Genomic DNA, 24,888 nt, shown 5'->3' on the forward strand with positions numbered 1-24,888 from the left:
TCGCGCCGCAACGCAGCCCGCGTCCGAGTTTCCAAACGGGCTCTAAGCCCGTTATGCCTGTTCGACCGCCCCCCGTCCCCACCCCGCCACTTCGACCCCTCGACAGCTCGGCCCCTCCGCACCGTCCACTCCGCACCGTCCACTCCGCACCGCCTCGCACAGGACAGCCCCATGCCCACCGCCGACGATGCCGCGCCGCCCTCCCCGCCGCACGCCCTCGAAGGCGTCCGGGTGCTCGATCTGTCGCGCGTGCTCGCCGGCCCGTGGTGCACGCAAATCCTCGGCGACCTCGGCGCCGACGTGATCAAGATCGAGGCGCCCGGCCGCGGCGACGACACCCGCGCCTGGGGGCCGCCCTTTCACGGCCCGACGCCCGCGAGCGGCCGCGGCGAGAGCGCCTATTATCTCTCCGCCAACCGCAACAAGCGCTCGGTGGCGATCGACTTCGCGACGCCCGAAGGCGGCGCGTTGGTGCGCAAACTCGCGCAATCGGCCGACGTGGTGATCGAGAACTACAAGGTCGGCGGGCTGGTGAAATACGGCCTCGATTACGCCACCCTCAGCGCCGAGCGGAAACGGCTCGTCTATTGCTCGATCTCCGGTTTCGGCCAGTTCGGCCCCTATGCCGGGCGCGGCGGCTACGACTTCGTGGCGCAGGGGATGGGCGGGCTGATGAGCATCACCGGCCGGCCCGACGAGGACGGCGGCGAGCCGACGAAGGTGGGCGTCGCGATCTGCGATCTTTTTACCGGCGTCTATGCCGCCACCGCCGTGCTGGCGGCGCTGCGCCACGCCGAGCGCACCGGCGAGGGCCAGCACATCGACTGCGCGCTGCTCGACAGCCAGGTGGCGATGCTCGCCAACCAGGCATCGAGCTATCTCGTCGCGGGCGTGGTCGCCGGGCGGCTCGGCAACGCCCATCCGACCATCGTGCCGTACCGCACCTTTCGCGCCGCCGATGGCGACGTCGTGGTGGCGGTCGGCAACGACGGCCAGTTCCGCGCGCTGTGCGCCGCGCTCGGCCGCCTCGACCTCACGGAGAACCCGGCGTATGGCAGCAATGCCGCCCGCATCGCCAACCGCGACGCGCTGGAGGCCGAGCTGCAAAAGACCATCGGCACGCTTCCGAAAGCACCGTTCCTCGAAAAGCTGATCGCCGACGGCATTCCGGCCGGGCCGATCAACACGATCGACGAGGTTTTTGCCGACCCGCAGGTGACCGCCCGCGAAATGGTGCGCACGGTGGCGCGTGAGGACGGCACCGAGGTGCCCGGCGTCGCCTATCCGCCGCGGCTCTCGCGCACGCCGGCCGACTATCGCCGCCCGCCGCCGCGGCTCGGCGAGCACACCGCCGAGGTCTTGGCCGAGCTCGGGCTCGACCCGGCGACACAGAAAGAGCTGGCGGCCAAGGGCGTCGTCGGCGGCGCCTGACCCGCCCCGCCGCCTGGACGCCCGCGGCGATCTGCGCCATACCCCCGCATCACGATCGTTCGCCCGGCATGCCGACCACCCGCAACAGCATTCGAGACGTCCTCGCCCGGCTCCGGCCCGGAATGCGGGTGCTGCTGCATGCCGGCCCAGCCGCCTGCCGGCCGCTGCTCGACGCGCTCCGCGAAAACCCCGAGCACGCGGCGGGCGTGACCTTCACGGGCCTGTTTCTCCCCGGCCTCGACGACACCGACCTCGCCGCGCTCACGCCCACCACCCGCGTGGAGACCGTGTTCGCGAGCCCCGCCGTGCGGGAAAGCTTCGCCGCCGGCCGTCACGCCTTTCTGCCGATCCACTATTCGGCGGTGCCGGAGTGGCTGGCGAGCCGGCCCGCCGACCTCGCCATTCTCCATCTGCCGCCGGCCGAGCGCGGCGCCTTCTCCTGCGGTCTCGCCGCCGACATCGCCGACGGCGTGCAGCGTTTCGCAAAACGCGTCGCGGTGCTGGTCGATCCGGCGATCCCCCGCACGTTCGGCGCGACCGCATTGCGGGTCGACGATGCCGAGCTGATCGCCGAGACCGACGCGCCGCTGCCGCCCTATGTGCCGCCGCGGCAGGATCCGGTGACCACCGCACTCGGCCGCCGCGTCGCGAGCCTGATCGACGACGGCGACGTCTTGCAGATCGGCCTCGGCAAGCTGCCCTCCGCCGTGCTGCGCGAGCTCGGCGACCGCCGAAACCTTCGCCTGCACACCGGCATGATCGTCGAGGAGATCGCGCATCTGGTCGAGGCCGGCGCGCTCGCCGCGCCCTTCTTGCCCGACAAGCCCTCGGTTCTCACCGGCATCGCGGTCGGCGGCGAAAAGCTGCACGCGTTGCTGCACGATCCCGCCTTCGCGTTTCACGGCGTCGCCGTCACCCACGATGCGCGGCGCATCGCGCGGCTGCCCCGCTTCACCGCGATCAACACCGCGATCGAGGTCGATCTGTTCGGCAACGTGAACTGCGAGACGGTGAACGGCCGGCAGGTGAGTGGCATCGGCGGCGCCGCCGATTTCTGCCGCGCCGCAAGACTGTCGGAGGGCGGCCGGGCGATCGTCGCCCTGCCCGCGCAGGCGAAGAGCGTCAGCCGCATCGTGCCGAAGCTCTCGACCGGTACCACCAGCCTCGGCCGCGCCGACATCGACATTCTGATCACCGAGCACGGCACCGCGCGGCTGCGCCATCTTTCACTCGACGCGCGCGCCGAGGCGATCATGGCGCTCGCCGCGCCCGAGCACCGCGAAATGCTCGCCGAGGCGTGGCGGGCCGTGCGGGCGAGCTTGTGAGCAACGCATGCAGCTGACCCGATCGCTGGTGCGGGCGAGCCGGATCTCGCCGGATAAAACCGCACTGATCTTTCACGACCGCCGCTGGACCTGGCACGAGCATGCGAGCCGCGTCGCCCGCCTCGCCGGGGCGTTGCGCACGCTCGGTGTCGGGCCCGGCGACCGGGTGGCGATCCTGGCGCATTCCAGCGACCGCTTCATCGAGAGCGTCTTTGCGATTCTGTGGGCCGGCGGCGTGCTGGTGCCGCTCAATGCCCGCGCCACCCCCGGCGACATCGCCGGCATGCTCGACGACTGCGACGCCGCGGTGCTCTTGGTCGGCGCCGATTTTCTGCCCCTGCTCCCGACGTTGCGCGCCGGCGCGCAAAAGCTGCGCCACGTGATCGCTCTCGATGACGGTGCGACGCCGACGGGCACGATACCTTACGCGGATCTGATCACGTCGTCCGACGAAACGCCGCGTGCAGAGACCGGCGGCGACGACCTCGCCGCGATTTTTTACACCGGCGGCACCACCGGTCCGGCAAAAGGCGTGATGCTGAGTCACGCCAACCTCTACGCCAACGCGCTGCACGGCATCGCCCAGTTCGGCGGCCACGACGAGCGCACCGTTTATCTGCATTCCGGCCCGCTGTATCACCTCGCCGCCGGCTCGCGCGTCTTCACCACCACCATTCTCGGCGCGACCCATGTGGTGATCCCGCGCTTCACGGTGGAAGGCGTGCTGGACGCGATCAAAACCCACCGCGTCACCATGACGGCGATGGTGCCGACCATGCTGGCGATGATTCTCTCACATCCCGCCTTCGAGCATGCCGACCTGTCGAGCCTGTCGTTCCTCGTTTATGGCGGCTCGCCGATGCCGGAAGCGCTGATCGTCGAGGCGATGCGCCGCCTGCCGCACGTCCGTTTCGGCCAGGGCTATGGCATGACCGAGCTGTCGCCCGCCTGCACCTATCTCGAGCCGCGCCACCATTCGCTCGACCCCGCCTTGCGCCACCGGTTGCGCTCGGTCGGACGGCCGGCGATGGGCGTCGACATCCGCATCCTCGACGAGGCCGGCCACGACCGCCCGACCGGCGAGGTGGGAGAAATCGCCGTCGCCGGGCCGATCGTGATGCAGGGTTACTGGAAGCGCCCGGACGCGACCCGCGAGGTGTTGCGCGACGGCGTCATGCACACCGGCGATCTCGGCTATCTCGACCGCGACGGCTTTCTCTATATCGTCGACCGGCTGAAGGACATGATCGTCACCGGCGGCGAGAAGGTTTTTTGCATCGAGGTCGAGGACGTGATGCGCAAGCACCCCGCCGTCGCGCTGTGCGCGGTGGTCGGCCGGCCGCATCCGATCTGGGGCGAGGCGGTGCACGGCGTGGTGGTGCCGCGCCCCGGCGCCTCGGTCACCGCGGACGAGATCGTCGCCCATTGCCGCGCGCATCTCGCCGGCTACAAGGTGCCGCGCTCGATCGAGTTCCGCACGGCAATGCCGCTGTCCGGCGCCAACAAGATTCTGAAGACCGTTTTGCGCGCGACGTGATCAGAAGACGAACGGGCCGAATGGTTACCCGCAAAACCTCTCTCCGCCCTCACCCTGAGGGGCCGCGAAGCGGCCGTCTCGAAGGGCGAGGGCGGCCTCTGGTTCGAGACGCGCTCTTCGAGCGCTCCTCACCATGAGGCCGACCACCGCAGCGAGAGCCGACGCCCTCCGCCCCGTCACACCGGATCCCAGCAAAACACGTCGGCCGAGCGCTCCAGCGGCACGAAGGCGCGCTTCAGCGCCGGCATCGCGTGCGCCTCCAGGCTCTGCGCGTCCCACCCTTCGGCGCGATGGACCGAGCACACCGGCCGCGACTGGCTCATCAGAAAGATCTCGTTGCGGCGGACCGCGAAGATCTGGCCGGACACGTCCCTTGCCGCATCCGACAACAGGAACACCGTGAGCGGCGCGATCTTCTCCGCCCCCATGCTCTGCAGCCGCGCGACCCGCTCCTTCTCGGCCTCGGTTTCTGTCGGGATGGTGCCGATCAGCCGACTCCAGGCGAACGGCGCGATCGCGTTGGAGCGCACGCCGAAGCGCTGCATGTCGAGCGCGATCGAGCGCGACAGGCCGACGATGCCCATCTTTGCCGCGGCGTAGTTCGCTTGGCCGTAATTGCCGACGAGCCCGGAGGTGGAGGTGAACTGCACGAACGCCCCACTCTCCTGCGCGCGAAAATGCCGGGCGGCGGCGTGCGACACGTAGAACGAGCCCATCAGATGAACTTTGATCACCAGCTCGAAGTCCTCGACCTCCATGCGGTGGAAGATGCGGTCGCGCAAGATGCCGGCATTGTTCACCACGCCGTCGATGCGGCCGAAACAGTCCATCGCCTGCGCGACGATGCGCGCCGCGCTCGCGGCCTCCGCGACCGACTCCGTGCTCGCCACCGCCGTGCCGCCGGCAGCGGTGATCTCGGTGGCCACCTGCTCGGCGGGACCGGCGCTCGCGCCCTCGCCATCGGCGCCGCCGCCGAGATCGTTGACGACGACCCGCGCCCCCTCGCGGGCGGCGAGCAGCGCGATCTCGCGGCCGATGCCACGGCCCGCCCCGGTGACGACGATCACCTTGCCCGCGAGCGATTTTTCCGCCGAGTCCGCCATGCCGCCGCTCCTCCTGCCCGCACCGTCCCGCAGGCTCGCAGACCGCCGCCGGGCCGTCAACGTTCCGAAATGCAATTTCACTTGACGAAATATGCGGGCACCGCGACTCTCGGCGCACGCGTCCGGCAGAGACGGCGGGGGAGGACAGATGCTGCCCTATTCGGAGGAGCACGCGCAGTTCCGCGACACCGTGCGGCGCTTCGTCGAGCGCGAGGTCGCACCTCACCACGCGCGCTGGGAGAGCGAGGGCGCGGTCGACCGCGACCTCTGGCGCAAGGCCGGCGACGCAGGGCTACTGCTGACGAACATCCCGGCCGACTACGGCGGCGGCGACGGCGATTTCCTCACCAGCGTGATCATGATCGAGGAGTTCATGCGCGGGGTGTTTTCCGGCCCCGGCTTTCGCCTGCACTCCGACATCGTCGCGCCCTACATTCTGCATCTCGGCACCGAGGAGCAGAAGCGCAGCATTCTGCCGCGCATGGCATCGGGCGAGACGATCGGCGCGGTGGCGATGACCGAGCCCGGCGCCGGCTCCGACCTCGCGAGCATCCGCACCATCGCACGCCGCGAGGGCAACGAGCTCGTCGTGTCCGGGCAGAAGACCTTCATCACCAATGGCGGGCTCGCCGACCTGATCGTCGTCGCCTGCAAGACCGATCCCGCCGCCGGCGCCAAGGGCGTCTCGCTGGTGCTGGTGGAGGCCGACCGCCCCGGCTTTTCCCGCGGAAAAAATCTCGAGAAGATCGGGATGAAGGCACAGGACACCTCCGAGCTTTTTTTCGACGAGGTGCGGGTGCCGGCTTCCAATCTGCTCGGCACGGAGGGCAAGGGTTTTGCGCATCTGATGACCGAGCTGCCGCGCGAGCGGCTTCTGGTCGGCATCGTCGCTGTGTCGGTGATGGAGGCCGCGCTTTGCTGGACACTCGATCACGTGCACGAGCGCAAGGCGTTCGGGCGGCCGCTGATCGAGTTTCAGAACACGCGCTTCGTGCTCGCCGAGGTGAAGACCAAGGTGACGGTGGCGCGCACCTTTCTCGACGACTGCGTGCTGCGGCTGATGCGCGGCGAGCTCGACGTCGCGACCGCCGCGATGGCCAAATGGTGGCTGTCCGATCTCGAATGCGAGGTGGTGGATGCCTGCCTGCAGATGTTCGGCGGCTACGGCTACATGCGCGAATACCCGATCGCCCGCGCCTACGAGGACGCGCGCGTCCACCGCATCTATGCCGGCTCGAACGAGATCATGAAAGAGCTGGTGGCGCGCAGCTTGTGATGAAAGATCCGGCTGAAGCGCTCGCGTTTTTGCCCTCTCCCCACGGGAGAGGGTCGGCGAGCGCAGCTCGCCGGGCCAAGGGGTGTTTGCGCCGATGATCTGCTCGCGTTCCCCCTCACCCGGACCGTTTCGCGGTCCGACCTCTCCCCGCCGGGGAGAGGTCGAGGCCGTGCCGTGATCGAGGTACCGAACTGATCACTCGTCGAACGATTTACGTGAAAAATCCTCGACGGAGGACCTGCAAAAAATGCCGATCGATCCGGAAGCGCTGCTCGCGAAAAAATTTCCCGAGGTCGAGCACGCCTACTCGGTGCGCGACACGATCCTCTATGCGCTCGGCGTCGGGGCGGGTCACGACCCGACCGATCCGCACGAGCTGAGATACGTCTACGAGGAAGATCTTTTCGCGCTGCCGTCGATGGCGGTGGTGCTCAGCCATCCGGGCTTTTGGATGAGAGAGCCCGACACCGGGATCGACTGGCGCCGCCTGCTGCACGGCGAGCAGGGCCTCGTCTTGCACGCGCCGCTGCCGGTCGCCGGAAAGGTGATCGGCCGCACGCGTGTCACCGGGCTGGTCGACAAAGGTGCGGCCAAGGGCGCCCTCCTCTATTCCGAGCGCGAGGTGATCGACGCGGCGAGCGGCACGCTGCTCGCCACGCTCTCCTCCACCACCGTGCTGCGCGGCGACGGCGGGCGCGGCGGCACCACCGATCAAGCCAAGGCGCCGCACCAAATTCCCGAGCGCGAGCCGGACGAGACGATCGCGCTTCCGACGTCGCCGCAGGCGGCGCTGATCTATCGCCTGTCGGGCGACGACAACCCGCTGCACGCCGATCCGAAGGTTGCGGCGGCGGCGGGCTTTCCGCGGCCGATTCTGCACGGGCTCGCGACCTACGGCCTCGCCTGCCGGGCGATCCTGAAAATGTGCTGTAGTGACGATCCGGCGCGCCTGAAGGCGCTCGCCGTGCGCTTCTCCGCCCCGGTGTTTCCCGGCGAGACCTTGCGCGTCGCGGCATGGCGCGACGGCCGCATCGTGTCGTTCCGCGCGAGCGTCGCCGAGCGCGGCGTGACGGTGCTCGACAACGGCCGTGCCGAAATCTCCGCCGACTGACGCTGGCAGACAATTATCCGGGCCGGACCCGGCCCGATGCGCTGCTCGCGAGCGCGTCCGCGAGCCGGTCGGCCGCCTCGCGCAACGGCGGCAGAAATTTTTCGCGCGCCTCGTCGTGTGTCACGGCGGTCTTCAGCATCATCACGTTGATCGCGGCGAACACCGTCTCGCCGTGCTTCACCGGCACGCCGAACGCCCAGACGAGCCCGCCATATTCGCGGCTGCTGTAGGCATCGTCCATCAGCGCAAAGCCGGTGCGGCGCACCTCGTCGAGCAGCGCCGCGAGCTTTCGCGGGTGGCGGGCGAGATCGTTGAACGGATCGCTCTGCGCGGCGAGCCGAGCGACGATCCGCTCGCGCTCGTCGGCCGGGCAGAAGGCGAGATAGGCGCGGCCGAGCGAGGTCATCAGCAGCGAGGCGCGATAGCCGGCCTTGCGGTTGAACGACAGCGGCCCCTGCTGGCCGCGGCTCGTGCGCACCACCACCATCGCATCGAGGTCGCAGATCGCGACGTCCGACGGCCAGCCGATGCGCGCGCGAAACGCGCCGAGGATCGGCTCGGCCACCGCCCCCACCCACAGATGCTGATCGTAGCCGTGACTGAGCTGCAGCGTGCGGCCGGTCGGCGCATAGAGCGCGCGCTCGGGATCGCGCATCACATAGCCTTCGTGCTCGAGCGTCTCGAGCATGCGGACGATGGTCGCCTTGTCGAGCCCGGTGTCGCGGTGGATGCCGCGCACCGTCGCCTGCCCCGCCTCGTTGACCACGCGCAGAATCGCGAGGCCGCGCGACAGCGCCACCACCGGCTTGAACGACGGCCCGTGCCGGCGCGGCGCGGCAACGGCGTGCGGCGACACGGCGGTTTCGGTGGACGGCGGACCGGGCGGCGGATCGAGCGGGCGGCGCGGCATCAAACCTCCGGGACGCGGTGTCGGGCGTCGCGACCGTTTCACACCATAAAACACGATTTCTCGCGGGGCGTCATCAGGGCGAGCGCCGGACGTGGCAAAATCCGCCCGAAGCCCTTGACCGCGGAAGCAATCCGGCTCTACCGCACAGCATCCCTTTTCGCCCGGAGCCGGGCGGGCATCCCGGAGCCGGGCGGGCATCCCGGCCACGGCGGCCGACACGGAGGCACGATGGCGAGCGATCTTCTCCTGCGCCCGTTGCGCGGCGTCCCGAGCGTAGCGGCCGGCGACGACCTTTCGGCGATCGTGCTGGCGGCGCTGAAGGCGACCGGCGACACGCTCGCCGACGGCGACGTCGTGGTGCTCGCGCAAAAGATCGTCTCCAAGGCGGAGGGCCGCACGGTCGACCTGAGGACGGTGGCGCCGTCCGAGCGGGCGATCGGGCTCGCGATGGCGACCGGCAAGGATGCGCGCGTGGTGGAGCTGATCCTCGCGGAATCCTCCGAGGTGCTGCGCCACCGGCCGGGCCTGCTGATCGTCGCGCACAAGCTCGGCCTGGTGCTCGCCAATGCCGGCATCGACCATTCCAATGTCGACGGCGACGAGCACGTGCTTCTCTTGCCGGTCGACCCCGACGGCTCGGCGCAACAGTTGCGAGCGGCGCTGAAGGCGAAGACCGGCGCCGACGTCGCGGTGGTGATCATCGACAGCCTCGGCCGGGCGTGGCGGATGGGCACGATCGGCACCGCGATCGGCGTCGCCGGGCTGCCGGGCCTTTTGGATCTGCGCGGCCGGCCAGACCGCGAGGGGCGCCTGCTCGAGACGAGTGAGCTCGGCCTCGCCGACGAGCTCGCCGCCGCCGCGTCGCTGGTGATGGGCCAGGCCGACGAGGGCACGCCGATCGTGCTCGCCCGCGGCGTTCCCTATGCGCGGCGCGAGGGCAGCGCGGCCGAGCTGGTGCGCCCGAAGGATCGTGATCTGTTCCGATGAGCGACGACGCCGACACCCCCGCCCCGCCGCCGCTCTCCCGCGAGACGGCCCACGCTTTTCTGCGCGGCCGCCGCAGCGTGCGGCGCTACCGTCCCGGCCGGCCGCCGGACGCCGTGCTCCACCGGATTTTTTGTAGCGTGGCGATGGCGCCTTCCGCTCACAACCGCCAGCCGTGGCGGTTCTTCGTGATCCGCGACCGCGCCCTCGCGGCCCGCCTCGCGACCGCGATGGGCGAGCGGCTCGCCGCCGACCGTCGTCGCGACGGCGATCCCGAGGAGGCGATCGCCCAGGACGTCGCGCGCGCCTTTGCCCGCATCACCGGCGCGCCGGTGGTGATTCTGGTGGCGCTCACGATGGCCGAGATGGACACGTATCCCGATGCTGCGCGCGGCGCCGCCGAGCATCTGATGGCGGTGCAGAGCACGGCGATGGCAACCCAGAATCTGCTGCTCGCCGCCCATGCCGAAGGCCTCGGCACCTGCTGGATGTGTGCGCCGATGTTCTGTCCGGATGCCGTGCGATCGGTGGTTCCGGTGCCGTCCGACTGGGAGCTTCAGGGCCTCGTCACGCTCGGTCGCCCGGCCGCACCCGGCCGCGACAAGCCGCGCAAGGCGCTGCCGGAGTTCGTGCGGCTCGGCCCGGTCGCGACCGGCGCCGACGACCCCGACGCCGATTCCGCCTGGACCGATTCCACTGCCGCCGACACGGAGCCGCGCGCATGAAACATCGTGTTCTCGCGCTCGCCGGCGGCGTCGGCGGCGCCAAGCTCGCGGCGGGCCTCGCGCATCTGCTCGAGGACAAGCTCGCGGTGCTGGTCAACACCGGCGACGACTTCGAGCATCTCGGCCTGCACGTCTCGCCCGATCTCGACACCGTGGTCTACACGCTCGCCGGCCTCGCCAACCCGGCGACCGGCTGGGGCCTCGCCGGCGAATCCTGGGCCTTCATGGAGCAAGTGGAAAAGCTCGGCGGCGAGACCTGGTTCCGGCTCGGCGATCGTGATCTGGCGACCCACGCGATCCGCACCGATCGGCTGCGCCGTGGCGAGCGTTTGTCCGCGGTGACGGCGCAGTTCTGCCAAAAGCTCGGCATCGCCGCGACGGTGCTACCGATGACCGACGACCGCGTCCGCACGGTGGTGCATTCGGGCGTCGACGACATGCCGTTCCAGGATTATTTCGTGCGCCGCAAATGCGCGCCGGAGGTGACGGGCCTGTCGTTCGAGGGCGCCGACGAGGCGACGATCGTCGCCGGGCTCGACGCGGTGCTCGGCGCCGGCGTCGAGGGGGGCATTGAGGCGGTGATCGTCTGCCCGTCGAACCCGTGGCTCAGCATCGCCCCCATTCTGGCGTTGCCCGGCCTGCGCGAGCGGATCGCCGCCACCGGCGCGCCGGTGATCGCGGTGTCGCCGATCGTCGGCGGCAAGGCGATCAAGGGGCCGGCGGCAAAGATCATGCGCGAGCTCGGCACAAAACCGTCGGCGCTCGGCGTCGCCCGCCACTATGCCGGCTTTCTCGACGGCTTCGTGATCGACCGGCTCGACGCGTCACAAGCCGACGACATCGCCGCGCTCGGCATGACGGTGCGCGTCGCACAGACCGTGATGTCGACGCCGTCCGACCGTGTGGCGCTGGCGCGCGAATGCCTCGCCTTCGCCGCCGCGCTGACGGCGGCGAAGACGGGATCCGATCAGGTCCCGAGATAGGCCTGCTGGACCGAGGGATCGTCGAGTAGCTGGCGGCCGGTACCACTGAGCGTGACACGGCCCTGCTCGAGCACATAGGCGCGGTCCGACAGCTCGAGCGCGGCGAACGCGTTCTGCTCGACCATCACCACCGTGACGCCCTGCTCGCGGATCTCCTTCACGATCTCGAAGGTGCGCTCGACGATGTTCGGTGCGAGCCCGAGCGAGGGCTCGTCGAACAACACCAGCTTCGGCCGCGACATCAGCGCGCGGGAGATCGCCAGCATCTGCTGCTCGCCGCCCGACAGCGTGCCGGCCGCCTGATCACGTCGCTCGGCGAGCACCGGAAAGCGGGCGAACAGCCGGTCCATGTCCTCGGAGATCCCGGCGGCGTCGCTGCGCAGGAAGCAGCCCATCTCCAAATTTTCCCGCACCGTCATGTAGGGAAACACCCGCCGCCCTTCCGGGCAGTGGGCGATGCCGAGCTGCAAAATGCGGCGGGCGGAGGCGCGCGTGATGTCCTCGCCCTCGAACACGATGCGCCCGGCCGCCGGCGGCAGAATGCCGGAGATCGCCTTGAGCGTCGTCGTCTTGCCCGCACCGTTGGTGCCGATCAGCGACACCAGCTCGCCGCGCGCGACCGTGATCGACAGATCCTGAACGGCGGCGACCTTGCCGTAACGGCAGACCAGTCCTTCAACCTCGAGCACGGACGTACCTCTCACCCAGATAAGCGCGGATGACCTCGGGATCCTTCTGAATCTCCGCCGGAGGCGCATCGGCGATGATGCGCCCCTGATTGAGGCAGACGATGCGATCCGAGATGCCCATCACCATCTTCATGTCGTGCTCGACCAGAAGGATGGTGATGCCGAGCGCCCGGATGCGCCCGATCAGCGTCATGAAGTCCGCCGTCTCGGTCGGGTTCATACCCGACACCGGCTCGTCGAGCAGCAGAAGCGTGGGCTTGGCGGCGAGCGCCACCGCGACCTCGAGCAGCCGCAACTCGCCGTAAGGCAGCGCCGAGGCCTGCTCGCCGGCCCGTGCCTCGATGCCGACCAGCTTCAGAATCTCCCACGCTTCCGCGCGCAGCCGCTCCTCGTCGCGCCGCACGCTCGGCAGGCCGAGCATGATGGCGAGCGGATGCTGCTTGCCCCGCAGATGAAGGCCCGTCAGCACGTTCTCGAACATGGTGAGGCCAGAGAAGACGCTGGTCTTCTGAAAGGTCCGCACCACACCGCGCGCAGCGATCTGATTGGGCTTCATCCCGACCAGACATTCGCCGCGATAGACGATGTCGCCCGCGGACGGCTGGATGTAGCCGGTGATGGCGTTGAAGGCGGAGGTCTTGCCGGCCCCGTTGGGGCCGATCAGCGTCAGCACCTCGCCCTCGCGCACCTGGAAGGTGAGATCCTCCACGGCGGTGAGGCCGCCGAAGCGGATCGACAGGCCTTCGATCGACAGAACGGTCGGTGCGGTCACGAGCGGGCCTCCGCGGTGGCGTTCGGCTCCACCGAGCCGTCCCCGCCCTCCACCAGCCGCCGCGGCAGCAGCGATCTGATCGCGGGAACGATCCCGGCCGGCAGGAAGTAGACGATCAGGATCATCAGCACACCGTAGGTGATCCACTGGATCTCCGGCTGCACCTGGAAGCCACGCAGCACCTCGGGAAAGATGCCGAACACGAGGCCGCCGACGATCGGCCCGGCAAGCGTGCCCTTGCCGCCGGTGATCACCATGATCACCATCGTCACGGTGTAGATGAACAGAAAGACGTCCGGATCGACGATGCGCACGTAATGAGCATAGAGCGCACCGGCGAGGCCGGCGAGCCCGGCCGACACGATGGTGGCGAGCACCAGCACCCGCGTCACGTCGACGCCGACCGAGGAGGCGAGCGGCTCGTTCTCGCGCAGCGCGATCATCGCGCGGCCGGCGCGCGACTGCACCAGGCGCCTGATCACGACATAGGTGAACACCGCCACCGCGAGCACGAGATAGTAGCACGGCACCTTGCCGATGAACTCGACCTCGAAGACCTCGGGAATGCCGAGCGTGAGATAGGGGATGTTGTTGAGCGCCATCGGCCCCTGGGTGAGCTCCATCCAGTTGAGCGACACCAGCCGCACGACCTCGGCGAAGCTCACCGTGACGATGACGAAATAGGCGCCGCGCACCTTGAACGACACTCTGCCGATGAACCAGCCGCACAGGCCGGAGAAGATCACCGCCACCAGCATGGCGAACCACACGGGCTTGGGATCGAGCGACACCGTGGTGTTCGGCAGCACGTGAATCTCGAAGCCGAGCGAGACCAGGCTCGAGACGTAGGCGCCGATGCCGAAAAAGGCGACGTGGCCGAGGCTGAGCTGCCCGGTGTAGCCGAGCAGCAGATTGAGGCTCATCGCCGCGATGATGAAGATGCCGGTGACGATCAGCACGTGAAGGTAGTAGAGGTCCTCCATCCAGAAGGGAATGGAGATCAGGAAGGCGACCCAGGCGAGCGACAGAATACGGTTCGTCATCCGATCCGCTCCTTCTGGGCGAACAGCCCGGTCGGCTTGAATATCAGGATGAGAATGATCAGCAGGAAGCCCATCGCGTCGCGATAGCCGGACGAGACGTAGCCGGCGCCGAGCTCCTCGGCGAACGCCAAGATGAAGCCGCCGATGGTGGCGCCCGGGATCGAGCCGAGGCCGCCGAGAATGACGATCGCGAACGCCTTCAGCGAGGCACTGTCACCGATCGTCGGATAGACCACGAACACCGGGCCGAGCAGCGCACCGGCGGCCGCCGCGAGGCCGGAGCCGAGCGCGAAGGTTGCGGTGTGGATGGAATTGATCTGCACGCCCATCAAGGCGGCGGCCTGGCGATCCTGAAAGGTCGCCCGCATCGCCTTGCCGAGCTTGGTGCGCTGGATCAGCGCATAGGTCGCGGCGATCAGCACCAGCGCCACCACGAACACGAACAGTCGCGTCCAGGAGATCGAGACCGGGCCGAGCACCAGCGGATCGGCCGGGAACGGCGACACGATCGACTTGGCGACGCCCGACCAGGCGAGCTGCTCGGTGTTCTGCATGGCGATCCACGCGCCGATCATCACCAGCATGGTGGTGTCGATGTCGGCGCCGCGCAGGCGGCGCAGCAGCACGAACTCGACCAGCGCACCGAGCGCGATGCCGAGCACCACCGCCAGCACCAGCGACACCATGAAATCGGCGCCGATCAGCATCACCCACGCGTACATCATGTAAGCGCCGAAGCTGTACAGCTCGCCATGGGTGAAGTTCACCACCTTCATGATGCCGAAGATCAGCGTCAGGCCGATTCCGAGCAGCGCATAGGTGCCGCCGATGATCATCGCGTTGGCGGCGTGTTGTAAGAGCTGGTCCACGGGCAATCCTCGGGGGCGTTTCTCTTCTCGCGTGCGCGCCGGCCGAGCGGCCGGCGCGCGAGACGATCGGCGAGCGATCAGAGCTCGGGGTTGACCACCTTGCCGTCCTCGATCTTCACGAGATAGACGGACGGGACGTTCTGGCCGCTCTCCTTGCCCTTCGGGCCCTGCTGGGTGAACTTGATGTCACCATAGACGCCGTGCACCGTGACCTTCCACAGGGCGTCCTTGATCGCCGCGGGCTCGGCCTTGCCGGCCACCTTGATCGCCTCGGCGATCGTGTAGATGCCGTCGTAGCCGCGAAAACCCTCGGTCATGCCGCCCGGCTCGTGGCCGCGCTTCTTCCACTCGGTCATGTAGCTCTTGGCTGCCTCGGGATTCTTGACGACGTCGGGAAACCACGGCGGGAAGAACACGACGTGATAAGAGCCGTCGGCTGCGGAGCCGGCCTGAGCGATCAGCTGATCGGGCGAGTTCGAGCCGCCGGTGGTGATGATGCGGGCATCGAGCTGCAGCTCCTTCGCCTGCTTCAGCACCAGCGTGATCTGCTCGACCGCGGTGGTGACGAACAGCGTGTCGGCGCCGGACGCCTTGATGCTGGTGAGCTGCGCCGAGAAATCGGTCGCCTTCGGGTCCATGGTCTCCATGACCCCGATCTCGACGCCCTTCTTCTTCAGCGCCTCGCTGTAGGCCTTCGCCGAGCCGATGCCGAAATCGTTGTTGGTGTTGAGGAAAGCGGCCTTCTTGATGTTCAGCTTGTCGATCAGCGGCGTGAAGGCGACGGCCTCCATGTCGGAGGTGGGGGCGATCCGGAAGACATAAGGGTTGCCGGCGGTGGTGATCTTGCCGGAGGACGAGGTCTCGACCACCAGCGGCACCTTGTATTCCATCACCTTCGGCATGACGGCGAGCGTCAGCGTCGAGCTCCAGGCGCCCATGATCGCCGGCACCTTGTCGCGCACGATCAGCTTCTCGACGGTTGCGACCGCCTCGGTCGGATTCGACTTGTTGTCCTCGATCACGAGCTGGATCTTCTTGCCGAGCACGCCGCCCTTGGCGTTGATCTCGTCCTCGGCGATCTTGGCACCTTGAGCGACATAGTTGCCCGAGGCCGCGAACGCGCCGGTCAGAGGCTGCGTCACGCCGATCTTGATCGTGTCCTGAGCGAAGGCCGGCGCGGCCATGAGGCCGGCCGCGAGCACGCTCAATGCGGCTTTGCGTGGATCGATGTGCATTCTCGTCTCCCTGTGAACGCCCGAAGTTCAAGCAATGTTCGTGCCGCCTCATCCGCCCATCGGGACGGAATTCCGTCGAGCCGAGCGAGCGGATCCGGCCCCGCCCACCCAATGCTCGTGAGACCAGGATTCCGTGCGCAAGGAAACGCGCAGGACGAAGAAACAAAGAAGCTGCGGTCGCCAACGAGCGGCGCCGTTCTCACCCGACCATCTCCGTCAGCGGAACGATGGTGACGCCCTTCGCTTCCAGCGCGTCACGCGCCGCGCGGGCGACCGTGACGCTGGTCGGCTCGTCGCCGTGGATGCACAGCGTGTCGACCTCGACCTTCACGACCTTGCCGCCGATCGACACCACCTCGCCCTCGCACACCATGCGCGCCGCCTGGCGGCCGGCGACGTCGGGATCGGTGATCACCGTGCCGGCCCGCGAGCGCGGCGCGAGATTGCCGTCGTCCAGATAGCGGCGATCGACGAAGCCTTCGCGGGCGAGCCGCAGGCCGAGCTTTTCCGCTGCCGCCTGCATGCGCGAGCCGGCGAGCGCGACATAGATCAGGCTCGGATCGACCGTCTTGATCGCCCGGCCGATCGCCAGCGCGTAGTCGTCGTCCTCGGCCGCCATGTTGTTGAGCGCGCCGTGCGGCTTGAGATGCGTCACCGTCAGCCCGGCATAGTGGGCCATCGCCTGCAGCGCGCCGATCTGATAAGCGACCATGTATTCGAGGTCGCTCGCCTTCATCTGGATGCGGCGGCGGCCGAACCCCCACAGATCGTCGAAGCCCGGATGTGCGCCGATGCTGACGCCCTCCTCCTTCGCCATCAGGCAGAGGCGGCGCATGGTGATCGGATCGCCGGCGTGAAAGCCGCAGGCGACGTTGGCCGAACGCACGATCGTCATCAGCTCGGCGTCGTGGCCGATGTCGTAGGCGCCCCACCCTTCGGCGATGTCGGCATTGAGATTGATGCGCTTCGTCATGGATTCTCGGTCGGCACCGGGCTCTGCGAGCGATGACGGGAGCGCCCCACTGCCGGCCGGCCGCGGAGCACTGTTTCTATTTATAGGAATACCATGCAACAAGCGGGCCGGCCCGCGCAACCCGTGAAATGGCCTCGCCCCGGGATCCGCAGCGCACACGAAATGATGCCGTGCAGCAAGGATTTCCGCGAAAGTCCTGCATTTCCAACGACCGCATTGCGGCGCCTGCGAACGACCTGTCGACCTTTCGTCCAGTCGATCACTGTGCCCAATGAATCGTCAACCTGCACTGCGGATCGGCAACGTCGTTTCGTACCGCCGCCGGCCGTCGAAGCCGCCAGCGCGAACGACCGCCGGTGACACGGCCGTTCGCGACCCGCCTCGGCCGATCGCCGCACGCCTGCTCGATCCATGTCCGCCTGCGCATCCGACGAGCACGGCCCGACCGTCCGCCGCCGCGCGGGGGCGGACGGTCCGCCGCGGCCTTATCACGACGTCGTCATCACGAGGCGACCGGCAGGCCGATGCTCACGTCGCATCGCCCCGGACCGCGGCGTGTCCGTCGTCCGTATGGCATCCGGTGTGTATGAAAGGCGCGATCGCAGTTGCCGAGGACGCACGCCGCGGCTAGGATCGACTTGTGTTATTCTTAGCACAAGTCGGAAATCCGCACGCACACGGAAACGAGGACAGTGACGGACGCAGGTATCGGCGCACGCATGTTGCGCAAGGAGGACGATCGCTACATGCGCGGGCGCGGTCGGTTCGTCGCCGACATCAGGCTGCCCGGCATGCAGGATGTCGCGTTCGTCCGCAGCCCGCTCGCGCACGCGCGCATTCTTTCCATAAAGATCCCGCCGACGCTGCGCGACCGCGTGATGATCGCCGCCGACCTCGAGGGCGTGCGGCCGATCCGCGCCGACACCACGCTGCCGGGATTCAAGTCGTCGACCCAGAGCGCGCTCGCGGACGACAAGGTGCGTCACGTCGGCGAGCTGGTCGCGATGTGCATCGCCCCGACCCGCGCCGAGGCGGAGGACATCGCCGCCGAGATCGAGATCGAGTTCGAGGAGCTGCCGGCGGTGGTCGACATGCTCCAGGGGCGCCAGCCGGGCGCGGCGCTCCTGCACGAGCCGTGGGGCGACAACCTGTTTCTGACTTCGGTCACCGACGTGTCGAATGGCACGCCGCCGGCGAACGCGGCCTACGAGGTGACGCGCGAGCTGCGCACCGCCCGCCAGGTGATGAGCCCGATGGAAGGCCGCGGCGTGGTCGCCGAGTGGGACTCGCGCGTCGAGCAGCTGGTCGTCCACACCGCCACCCAACAGCCGCACATCGTGCGCTCGGGTCTCGCCGAGTGCCTCGGCATCGACGAGGGCCAAGTGCGAGTGATCGCGCCAGACGTCGGCGGCGGCTTCGGCTACAAGGGGATCCTGCTGCCCGAGGAGGTCGCGCTCGGCTTCGCCACCAGAAAGCTCGGCGTGCCGCTGCGCTGGATCGAGGACCGCCGCGAGAATCTGGTCGCCGGCGCCGACTGCCGCGAGCATCATTATCTGCTCACCGCCTATGCCGACGCGAACGGCCGTCTGCTCGGCCTCGACTGCGAGGCGAGCGTCGATTGCGGCGCCTATTCGGCCTATCCGTTCTCGGCCTGCCTCGAGGGCGGCCAGATCGGCAGCCTGCTGCCCGGCCTCTACGACTTTCCGCACTATCGCTGCCGCGTCCATTCGGTGGCAACCAACAAGCCGCCGATCCTGCCCTATCGCGGCGTCGCGCGCACCGGCGCCTGCTTCGCCATCGAGGTGACGCTCGACGCTCTGGCGCGTGAGATCGGCATCGAGCCGGTCGCGCTGCGGATGAACAGCCTGGTGCAGCCCGAGCAGATGCCGTTCGACAACATCGCCAAGCGGCACTTCGATTCCGGCAATTACCCGGAGGCGCTGCGCCGGGCGATCGAGGCGATCGATCTCGACGGCGTGCGCACCCGCCAGAAGACGGGCGAGCCGGACGGGCGGCGCATCGGCCTCGGCTTCGCTCTTTATACCGAGCAGGCCGGCCACGGCACCAGCGTCTACTCCGCCTGGGGCATCCCGATGGTGCCCGGCCACGAGCAGTGCCAGGCGCGCTTCACGCCGGACGGCGGGCTCGAGATCAGGATCGGCGCGCACAGCCACGGCCAGGGGCTCGAGACCACGCTGTCGCAGGTCGCGCATCAGATTCTCGGCGTGCCGCACGACCGCATCAAGGTTCTGCACGGCGACACCGCGATCTCTCCTTATTCCACGGGCACGTGGGGCTCGCGCTGCATGATCATGTCGGGCGGCGCAGTGGCGAAGGCGTGCGAGGCGCTGGCCGGCCGGCTCAAGCACATCGGCGCAAAGCTGCTTCAGACGGATGCCGCCAATGTGCGGCTCGAGGGCGGCGCGGTGGTCGGCCCGACCAGCCGCATCGAGGTCGCCGAGATCGCCCGCACCTGGTATCGCCGGCCGCAGGATCTGCCCGCCGACGTCGATCCGCGCGGGCTCGAGGTGACCGAGGGCTACAAGGCCGAGCGCGACACCGGCACCTTCAGCTATGCCGCGCATGCCTGCCTGCTGGCGGTCGATCCGGTCACCGGCGAGGTCGAGCTTCTCGACTACGTGATCGTCGAGGACGGCGGCGTGCTGGTGAACCCGATGATCGTCGACGGCCAGATCCAGGGCGGCACCGCACAAGGCATCGGCACCGCGCTCTACGAGGAGATGCGCTACGACGAGCGCGGCCAGCCGCTCGCCTCCACGCTCTCCGATTATCTCCTGCCCGGCCCCACCGAGGTGCCGGCCGCCCGCATCCTGCACATGGAAACTCCCTCCCCCTACACCCGCTTCGGCCAGAAGGGCATCGGCGAAGGCGGCGCGATCGCGCCACCGGCCGCCATCACCAACGCGATCAACGATGCGCTGGCGCCGCTCGGCGCCGAGCTTCTGATGTCGCCGATCACGCCGCGTCGCATCGTCGAGGCGATCGCCGCCGCGCAGCACACGCAAACGCCGGAGGCGGCGGAATGAAATCGGCCGCGTTCGACTATGTGAGGCCGCGCAGCGTCGCGGAAGCCTGCGATCTGCTCGCCGAGAATGCCGATGCCAAGGTGGTCGCCGGCGGGCAGTCGCTCGGGCCGATGCTCAATCTGAGGCTGGCGCAGCCGCCGCTTCTGATCGACATCACCCGGATCGCCGAGCTCGGCCGCATCGCCGAGACCGACGGCGCGGTGACGATCGGTGCGACCGTCACCCATGCCGCGATCGAGGACCAGAAGATCGGCGCGCCCGCCAACGGCTTTCTCGCCCGCGTCGCCTCCGGCATCGCCTATCGCGCGGTGCGCACCCGCGGCACCATCGGCGGCAGTTTGGTGCATGCCGATCCGGCCGCCGACTGGGTGTCGAGCCTCACCGCGCTCGGCGCCGAGATTTTGGTCGTCGGTCCCGGCGGCACGCCCCGCCGTGTTTCGGTGGCCGACTTCGTACGCGGCGCGATGGACGTCGCGATCGAGCACGACGAGATCGTCACCGGCGTCCACGTACCGCGGCTCTCGGCCACCGCGCGGTGCGGCTATCACAAGATCTGCCGAAAGACCGGCGAGTTCGCCGAGGCGATCGGCGTCGCGGTGTTCGATCCGGATCGCGGCCTGTGCCGTGTCGTCGCCGGGGCCGGCGGCGGCCGCCCGGTGGTGATCGACGGCGCGCGCGGCACCGACCGTCTGCTCGCCACCTTCGACGATCCGCGCTCTGGCCGCGAATGCCTCGACGAGGCCGGCGTCACCGGAGACGATTATCAGATGCAGATTCACGTCGCCGCCGTGCAGCGCGCGGTGCAGGAGTTGCGGGGCCGATGACCACCATCACGCTCGAGGTCAACGGCCGTGAGATCACGGCCGACGTGTCGCCTCGTACCCATCTCGCCGATTTCCTGCGTGAGCAGCTGCTTCTCACCGGCACCCATATCGGCTGCGAGCACGGCGTGTGCGGCGCCTGCACGGTGGAGATGAACGGCGCCATCGTGCGCTCCTGCATCACCTTCGCGGTCGCCTGCGACGGCGCGAAAATCCGCACCATCGAGGGGTTCGACGAGGACCCGGTGATGACGCGGCTGCGCGGCGCCTTCTCGGCCGAGCATGCGCTGCAGTGCGGCTACTGCACGCCGGGCATGCTGGTCGCCGCGCGCGACCTCGTGCATCGCAAGGCGGAGAACCCGGCGCTCGACACCCGCGTGGAGATGAGCGGAAACCTGTGCCGCTGCACCGGCTATTCCGGCATCGTCCAGGCGATCGACACCGTGGTGTCCGAGAATTTGGTCGCGCCGCCGAGTGCCGAGGCAAACTCCGAGCCGTGGTTCGGGCCGGCGCCGGGCCCGAGCGCCAAGACCGCGACACCGACCGCATCCGCCCCCGCGAGCCCCCGCCCCGCCCCCGCGGCGAAGAAGCCGGCGGCGCCGAAGACCTCTGGCCCGGCGATCGCGCGGCGACCGATCAAGGTGGAGGTCGGCGATCTCACGGTCGCCGACGGCGTCACCCAGTTCACCGAGAGCTTCACGCTGGCGCATCCGGTCGCGACCGTGTGGGAGCTGATGCGCGATCCGGAAAAGATCGCGCCGTGCATGCCGGGCCTGGTGCTCGACGGGCCGCCCGAGAACGGCGCGCTCGCCGGCCGCATGGAGGTGAAGATCGGCCCGATCACCGCGGGCTTTTCCGGCAGCGGCTCGTTCCGGCGTGACGACGACGCGCATGCGATGGCACTCGAGGCGCGCGGCAACGACCGCAAGAGCGGCTCACGCGTGTCCGGCGAGATCTCGTACCGCCTGACGCCGGCCTCGCTGCCCGACGCTGCGGAAGCGACCCGCGTCGACTGCACCATCGCCTACACGCTGCAGGGTCCGCTCGCGCAGTTCGGTCGCTCCGACATCGTCAAGGATTTGGTCGGCCGGATCGGCGAGGCATTCGCTCAGAACGTCGACATCCGCCTGCGCGCACCCGACGCCGCGATGATCGCACCGGCAAAACTCGGCGGCGTGTCGCTGCTGCTCGGTGCGCTCGGCGCGAGCCTGCGCCGGGCGATCCTGCGGCTGCTCGGGCGCGGGAGCTGATCAGATAAGGCGCAGCAAGGCCGTCGCCGATCACCAGGGCGGCGGCATCCGCTCGGCGAACGTGGTGCGCCCGCCCGACACCGAGCCGGTCGGCGTCCGGTCGGCACTCCAGACGCGCGACTGGCTGGCGGGCGGCAGCGGATCGGTGCCGAACGAGCCGGTCTCGGGATAGCGCTGGCGCAGGTCGCGCAGGAAGCTGTCGAGCGTCTCGGTCGAGCCGACCATCTTGGCGATGGTGCCGAACTCCTCGCTGCTGCCGGCGGTCGGGCTGCTCGCCACCTCGAAGGCGCGGCGGTCGGCACCGTCGGCCATCTTGGCGAGATACTTGTCGCGGAAACGGCCGAGCCCCAGCGTGTCGCCGGCGAGCGCGTAGCCGACCGCGGCGCGCAGCACGTCGGCGCGCTCGGGCTCGGACAGCGGCTGCCAGTCGCGCCAGCGGTCGCCCATCATCACCTCGATCTGCTCGGCCGCCTCGCGCCAGCGCTTGGCGCTCCACAGGATGTCTGCGCGCAGCCGCTGCGCCTCGCGGCCGTCGACGTTCTCGACCACCTCGAGCGCGAGATCGGGCCGGCCGAGATCGGACAGCGCCCGCCCCTCGATCAGCAGACGCTGGTTGCGCAGCTCGGTCGCCAGGCCCGAGCTCTGGGTCTGGCGCAGCGTCTGCAGCGCGCGCTCGGGCTTGCGTGCCATCAGGTACATCACCGCGAGGCGGGTCGCCACCTGCGCGCGCGCCGCGCCCTGCAGGCGGTGGTCCACCTGATGCTTCAGCAGCTCGGTCGCCTGGTCGAGCAGATCGACCGAGGCGAGGCGGTCGGCGAGCCGCCGGATCATCTCGTCGCCGCGCCGGCCGATCGGCGTCAGCTCGCGGAAATCGTAGAACAGGCCGAGCGCGTCGATCACCGGCAGCGCGTCGCCCTTGCCGGCGAGGAAGAGCGAGTCGAAGGTCGCCGCCGCCTCCTCCTGGATGCGCCGCGCGGCCTCCGAGTTCGGGTGCGCGGAGAGCGCGGTGCGCATCACGTGGAAGGCGTCGCGATAGCGGCCCTCCTGGGTGTAGAGCCGGGCGAGCAGCTGCAGCGCCTCGGTCTCGGTGTCGTCGCCGCGCCAGGCGGTGGTGAGGTCCTCGAGGTCGGCGATCACGTCGGAGCGCTTGAGGTCGCCGAGGTGATAGCGCAGCACCGTCTCGCGCAAACGCCCCTGCGCGGCGGCGGGACCGGCCGTGGAGCCGGCGGCGAGCCGGTAGTCGCCGAGCGCGTCGCCGCTGCGGCCGAGCCCCTCGGCGACCCGGCCGGCGAGCACCGCGACGGCGGGCTCGAGATCGGGGCCGATGCCGAGCGTCTCGAAGCCGTGCAGCGTGTTGGCGGCGGCGGCGTAGTTCTTCATCTCGATCGAGGCGCGCACCGCCTCCATCAGCACGAGCCGCTGGAGCTGGATCGGCAGCGAGGCGATCGCCGCCTCGACGTTGCGGAATTTGTCGTTGGCGCCCGCCCAGTCACTCTGCTTGGCGAGCACCAGGCCGCGCCAGATGTCGGTGTCCTGGTGACGCTGGACGATCGGCTCCGACAAGTCCTTCTGCGACTCCGGCAGCCGGTTCATCATCAGCTCGGCGAAGGCGCGCATCAGATAGGCGGCGGGATCGTCGGTGCCGCCGGCGGCGTCGGCGATCACCACGTCGAGCACGCCCTTGGCCTCGGGATACATCTGACGGGCGAGATAAAAGCGGGCAAGGTCGAGCCGCGCGGCGGTGCGCTTCGGTCCCGCGGCCTCGGCGGCGGCGTCGATCAGCGTGCGCTGCCGCTCGAGGAAGTCGGCGGCGCGGTCGAAGCCCCAGAGCTGCGGATCGAACACCGGCGGACGAAACAGCCCCGAGCGGCGGCCGGCGGTGTCGCTCGCCGAGATCGACAAACCCTCGGGCCGCGAGATGGTGATCTTGTCGGGCGCGAGCTCGACCGAGAGGTCGTCGGCGATCTCGCGGATCACCGCGCCGTGCGCGGAGGTGAGCGTGGCGAACTCGACATAGTCGCGGCCGGTCAGAAAGCCGCGCGACGGGCCGAGGCCGGTCACCACCACCAGCGTGTCGCCGGCCTCCGGATCGGCGAGGCGATGAACGGCGCGCGGATCGGCGAACGGGATCGCCATCGCGCGGCGGCCGCCGACGATCGCCTCGCGGGTGAGCGTGAGCGCGCGCGGCTGCTCGGTGACGGCGTCGCCGATGTCGATCGCCACCGCGGTGCCCTGGAAGCGCACGCTGGCGAGGCGCGGCCGCGCCAGCTTGATGCGCAGCACCCGGGCGCCGGCCGTCTCGATCGGGTCGACGCTGCGGACGATGCCGCTGCGGTCGCGCAGCAGCGCGCCGAGGTCGAGCTTGGTGTCGGTGTCGAACACGGCCCACAGGGCGTCGCCGCGCTCGAACACGGCGGCCGGGGTCGGCGTCGTGAACGGCACGGTGAGCGTCATGGCGTCGGACTGGCGCGCGACCTGGACGGCGAGGCCGCCGGTGGTCTCGTCGGCGGTGGTCGACACGGTCGGCTGCGGCAGCGCCGCCGGGGCGGTGGTGGCGACCGGCGCCGGCTGCGGCGCCGGCCTCGCCGCGGCCGGCGGTGGCGACGGAGGTGGCGGGGCGGCGGCCGCTGCGGGAGCCGGCATGGGCGCCGGCATTGGACCCGGCATGGCGGCAGGACCGGCCGGCGGCGGCGCAGGAGGCGTGGCAGGCGGTGCGGCGGCCGGCGCAGTCGGCGCGGCGGCCGGCGTAGCGGCGGGCCGCACGGTGGTCGGTGCCGCAGCCGGCGTCACCGGCGGGGCCTCGA

The 24,888-nt window shown here is 69.4% G+C and carries 21 protein-coding genes; 12 read left to right on the forward strand and 9 right to left on the reverse strand.

All coding sequences use genetic code 11. The features are described from left to right. Positions 1-171: 171 nt before the first annotated feature. From A33M_RS12850 to A33M_RS12860, 3 genes are all read left to right on the forward strand, one after another. The gene (locus A33M_RS12850) at positions 172-1,431 is read left to right on the forward strand and encodes a CaiB/BaiF CoA transferase family protein (protein WP_008387730.1); all 1,260 of its coding nucleotides are present in this window, start codon (positions 172-174) and stop codon (positions 1,429-1,431) included. A gap of 68 nt (positions 1,432-1,499) precedes the next feature. Next, a complete protein-coding gene (locus A33M_RS12855; RefSeq protein WP_083850448.1) occupies positions 1,500-2,756 on the forward strand; it encodes an acetyl-CoA hydrolase/transferase family protein in 1,257 nt (418 codons plus the stop codon). 7 nt (positions 2,757-2,763) lie between these two features. Then, a complete protein-coding gene (locus A33M_RS12860) occupies positions 2,764-4,293 on the forward strand; it encodes a class I adenylate-forming enzyme family protein (protein WP_008387735.1) in 1,530 nt (509 codons plus the stop codon). A gap of 176 nt (positions 4,294-4,469) precedes the next feature. Here A33M_RS12860 and A33M_RS12865 read toward each other — a convergent pair whose 3' ends face one another. Then, positions 4,470-5,396 (reverse strand): SDR family NAD(P)-dependent oxidoreductase, encoded by a 927-nt coding sequence (locus tag A33M_RS12865; protein WP_008387737.1) that lies wholly within the window; start codon positions 5,394-5,396, stop codon positions 4,470-4,472. 148 nt (positions 5,397-5,544) lie between these two features. Here A33M_RS12865 and A33M_RS12870 point away from each other — a divergent pair, with 148 nt between their 5' ends. Together A33M_RS12870 and A33M_RS12875 are read left to right on the forward strand one after the other, a co-directional pair. Next, complete coding sequence (locus A33M_RS12870; RefSeq protein WP_008387739.1) at positions 5,545-6,672, forward strand: acyl-CoA dehydrogenase family protein; 1,128 nt, start codon at positions 5,545-5,547, stop codon at positions 6,670-6,672. 247 nt (positions 6,673-6,919) lie between these two features. Continuing rightward, on the forward strand, positions 6,920-7,783 hold the full coding sequence (locus A33M_RS12875) for a MaoC/PaaZ C-terminal domain-containing protein (RefSeq protein WP_008387741.1): 864 nt from the start codon (positions 6,920-6,922) through the stop codon (positions 7,781-7,783). A 13-nt stretch (positions 7,784-7,796) separates the two neighbouring features. Here the strand turns inward: A33M_RS12875 and A33M_RS12880 are convergent, their stop codons facing one another. Beyond that, entirely contained in the window at positions 7,797-8,693 is an 897-nt protein-coding gene (locus A33M_RS12880) for an IclR family transcriptional regulator domain-containing protein (protein WP_008387743.1), read from the reverse strand. A gap of 228 nt (positions 8,694-8,921) precedes the next feature. Between A33M_RS12880 and cofE the strand changes: the two genes are divergently transcribed. Genes cofE through cofD form a run of 3 tightly spaced genes read left to right on the forward strand, consistent with a single transcriptional unit; the run spans position 8,922 to position 11,385 of the window. Further along, positions 8,922-9,680, forward strand: a complete 759-nt coding sequence (cofE, locus tag A33M_RS12885) for a coenzyme F420-0:L-glutamate ligase (RefSeq protein ID WP_008387744.1) — start codon at positions 8,922-8,924, stop codon at positions 9,678-9,680. After that, positions 9,677-10,402, forward strand: a complete 726-nt coding sequence (locus A33M_RS12890) for a nitroreductase family protein (protein WP_008387747.1) — start codon at positions 9,677-9,679, stop codon at positions 10,400-10,402. Before cofE ends, A33M_RS12890 begins: the two co-directional genes overlap by 4 nt. Then, a complete protein-coding gene (cofD, locus tag A33M_RS12895; RefSeq protein ID WP_008387749.1) occupies positions 10,399-11,385 on the forward strand; it encodes a 2-phospho-L-lactate transferase in 987 nt (328 codons plus the stop codon). Before A33M_RS12890 ends, cofD begins: the two co-directional genes overlap by 4 nt. On the opposite strand, the gene A33M_RS12900 is transcribed toward cofD, so the two are convergent. The 6 genes from A33M_RS12900 to A33M_RS12925 all read right to left on the reverse strand — a co-directional run bounded on the left by A33M_RS12900 (position 11,370) and on the right by A33M_RS12925 (position 16,966). Then, entirely contained in the window at positions 11,370-12,074 is a 705-nt protein-coding gene (locus tag A33M_RS12900; RefSeq protein WP_008387752.1) for an ABC transporter ATP-binding protein, read from the reverse strand. The two genes, cofD and A33M_RS12900, sit on opposite strands and share 16 nt — an antisense overlap. Next, entirely contained in the window at positions 12,061-12,846 is a 786-nt protein-coding gene (locus A33M_RS12905; protein WP_008387754.1) for an ABC transporter ATP-binding protein, read from the reverse strand. Before A33M_RS12905 ends, A33M_RS12900 begins: the two co-directional genes overlap by 14 nt. Continuing rightward, on the reverse strand, positions 12,843-13,889 hold the full coding sequence (locus A33M_RS12910) for a branched-chain amino acid ABC transporter permease (RefSeq protein ID WP_008387757.1): 1,047 nt from the start codon (positions 13,887-13,889) through the stop codon (positions 12,843-12,845). Before A33M_RS12910 ends, A33M_RS12905 begins: the two co-directional genes overlap by 4 nt. Continuing rightward, the gene (locus A33M_RS12915; protein WP_008387758.1) at positions 13,886-14,758 is read right to left on the reverse strand and encodes a branched-chain amino acid ABC transporter permease; all 873 of its coding nucleotides are present in this window, start codon (positions 14,756-14,758) and stop codon (positions 13,886-13,888) included. Before A33M_RS12915 ends, A33M_RS12910 begins: the two co-directional genes overlap by 4 nt. A 77-nt stretch (positions 14,759-14,835) precedes the next feature. Continuing rightward, the gene (locus A33M_RS12920) at positions 14,836-15,993 is read right to left on the reverse strand and encodes an ABC transporter substrate-binding protein (protein ID WP_008387760.1); all 1,158 of its coding nucleotides are present in this window, start codon (positions 15,991-15,993) and stop codon (positions 14,836-14,838) included. 199 nt (positions 15,994-16,192) lie between these two features. Further along, positions 16,193-16,966, reverse strand: coding sequence for a LamB/YcsF family protein (locus tag A33M_RS12925; protein WP_008387762.1), 774 nt, complete (start codon positions 16,964-16,966; stop codon positions 16,193-16,195). 692 nt (positions 16,967-17,658) lie between these two features. Between A33M_RS12925 and A33M_RS12930 the strand changes: the two genes are divergently transcribed. Genes A33M_RS12930 through A33M_RS12940 form a run of 3 tightly spaced genes read left to right on the forward strand, consistent with a single transcriptional unit; the run spans position 17,659 to position 22,084 of the window. After that, positions 17,659-20,013: a xanthine dehydrogenase family protein molybdopterin-binding subunit gene (locus A33M_RS12930; protein ID WP_040620491.1), complete on the forward strand. Its 2,355-nt coding sequence runs from the start codon at positions 17,659-17,661 to the stop codon at positions 20,011-20,013. Beyond that, entirely contained in the window at positions 20,010-20,837 is an 828-nt protein-coding gene (locus tag A33M_RS12935) for an FAD binding domain-containing protein (protein WP_008387770.1), read from the forward strand. Before A33M_RS12930 ends, A33M_RS12935 begins: the two co-directional genes overlap by 4 nt. After that, the gene (locus A33M_RS12940; RefSeq protein WP_008387772.1) at positions 20,834-22,084 is read left to right on the forward strand and encodes a xanthine dehydrogenase family Fe-S subunit; all 1,251 of its coding nucleotides are present in this window, start codon (positions 20,834-20,836) and stop codon (positions 22,082-22,084) included. The genes A33M_RS12935 and A33M_RS12940 overlap by 4 nt, the downstream gene beginning before the upstream one ends. A gap of 30 nt (positions 22,085-22,114) precedes the next feature. Here the strand turns inward: A33M_RS12940 and A33M_RS23500 are convergent, their stop codons facing one another. Beyond that, positions 22,115-24,604 carry a tetratricopeptide repeat protein gene (locus A33M_RS23500; RefSeq protein ID WP_237718370.1) on the reverse strand — a complete coding sequence of 830 codons (2,490 nt, stop codon included), beginning with the start codon at positions 24,602-24,604 and terminating at the stop codon, positions 22,115-22,117. Between A33M_RS23500 and A33M_RS24965 the strand changes: the two genes are divergently transcribed. After that, a partial coding sequence (locus A33M_RS24965) for a hypothetical protein (RefSeq protein ID WP_237718372.1) occupies positions 24,579-24,888 on the forward strand: 310 nt, incomplete at its 3' end. The genes A33M_RS23500 and A33M_RS24965 overlap by 26 nt on opposite strands.

This window comes from Rhodovulum sp. PH10, assembly GCF_000293785.1.
Lineage (GTDB): Bacteria > Pseudomonadota > Alphaproteobacteria > Rhizobiales > Xanthobacteraceae > Rhodoplanes.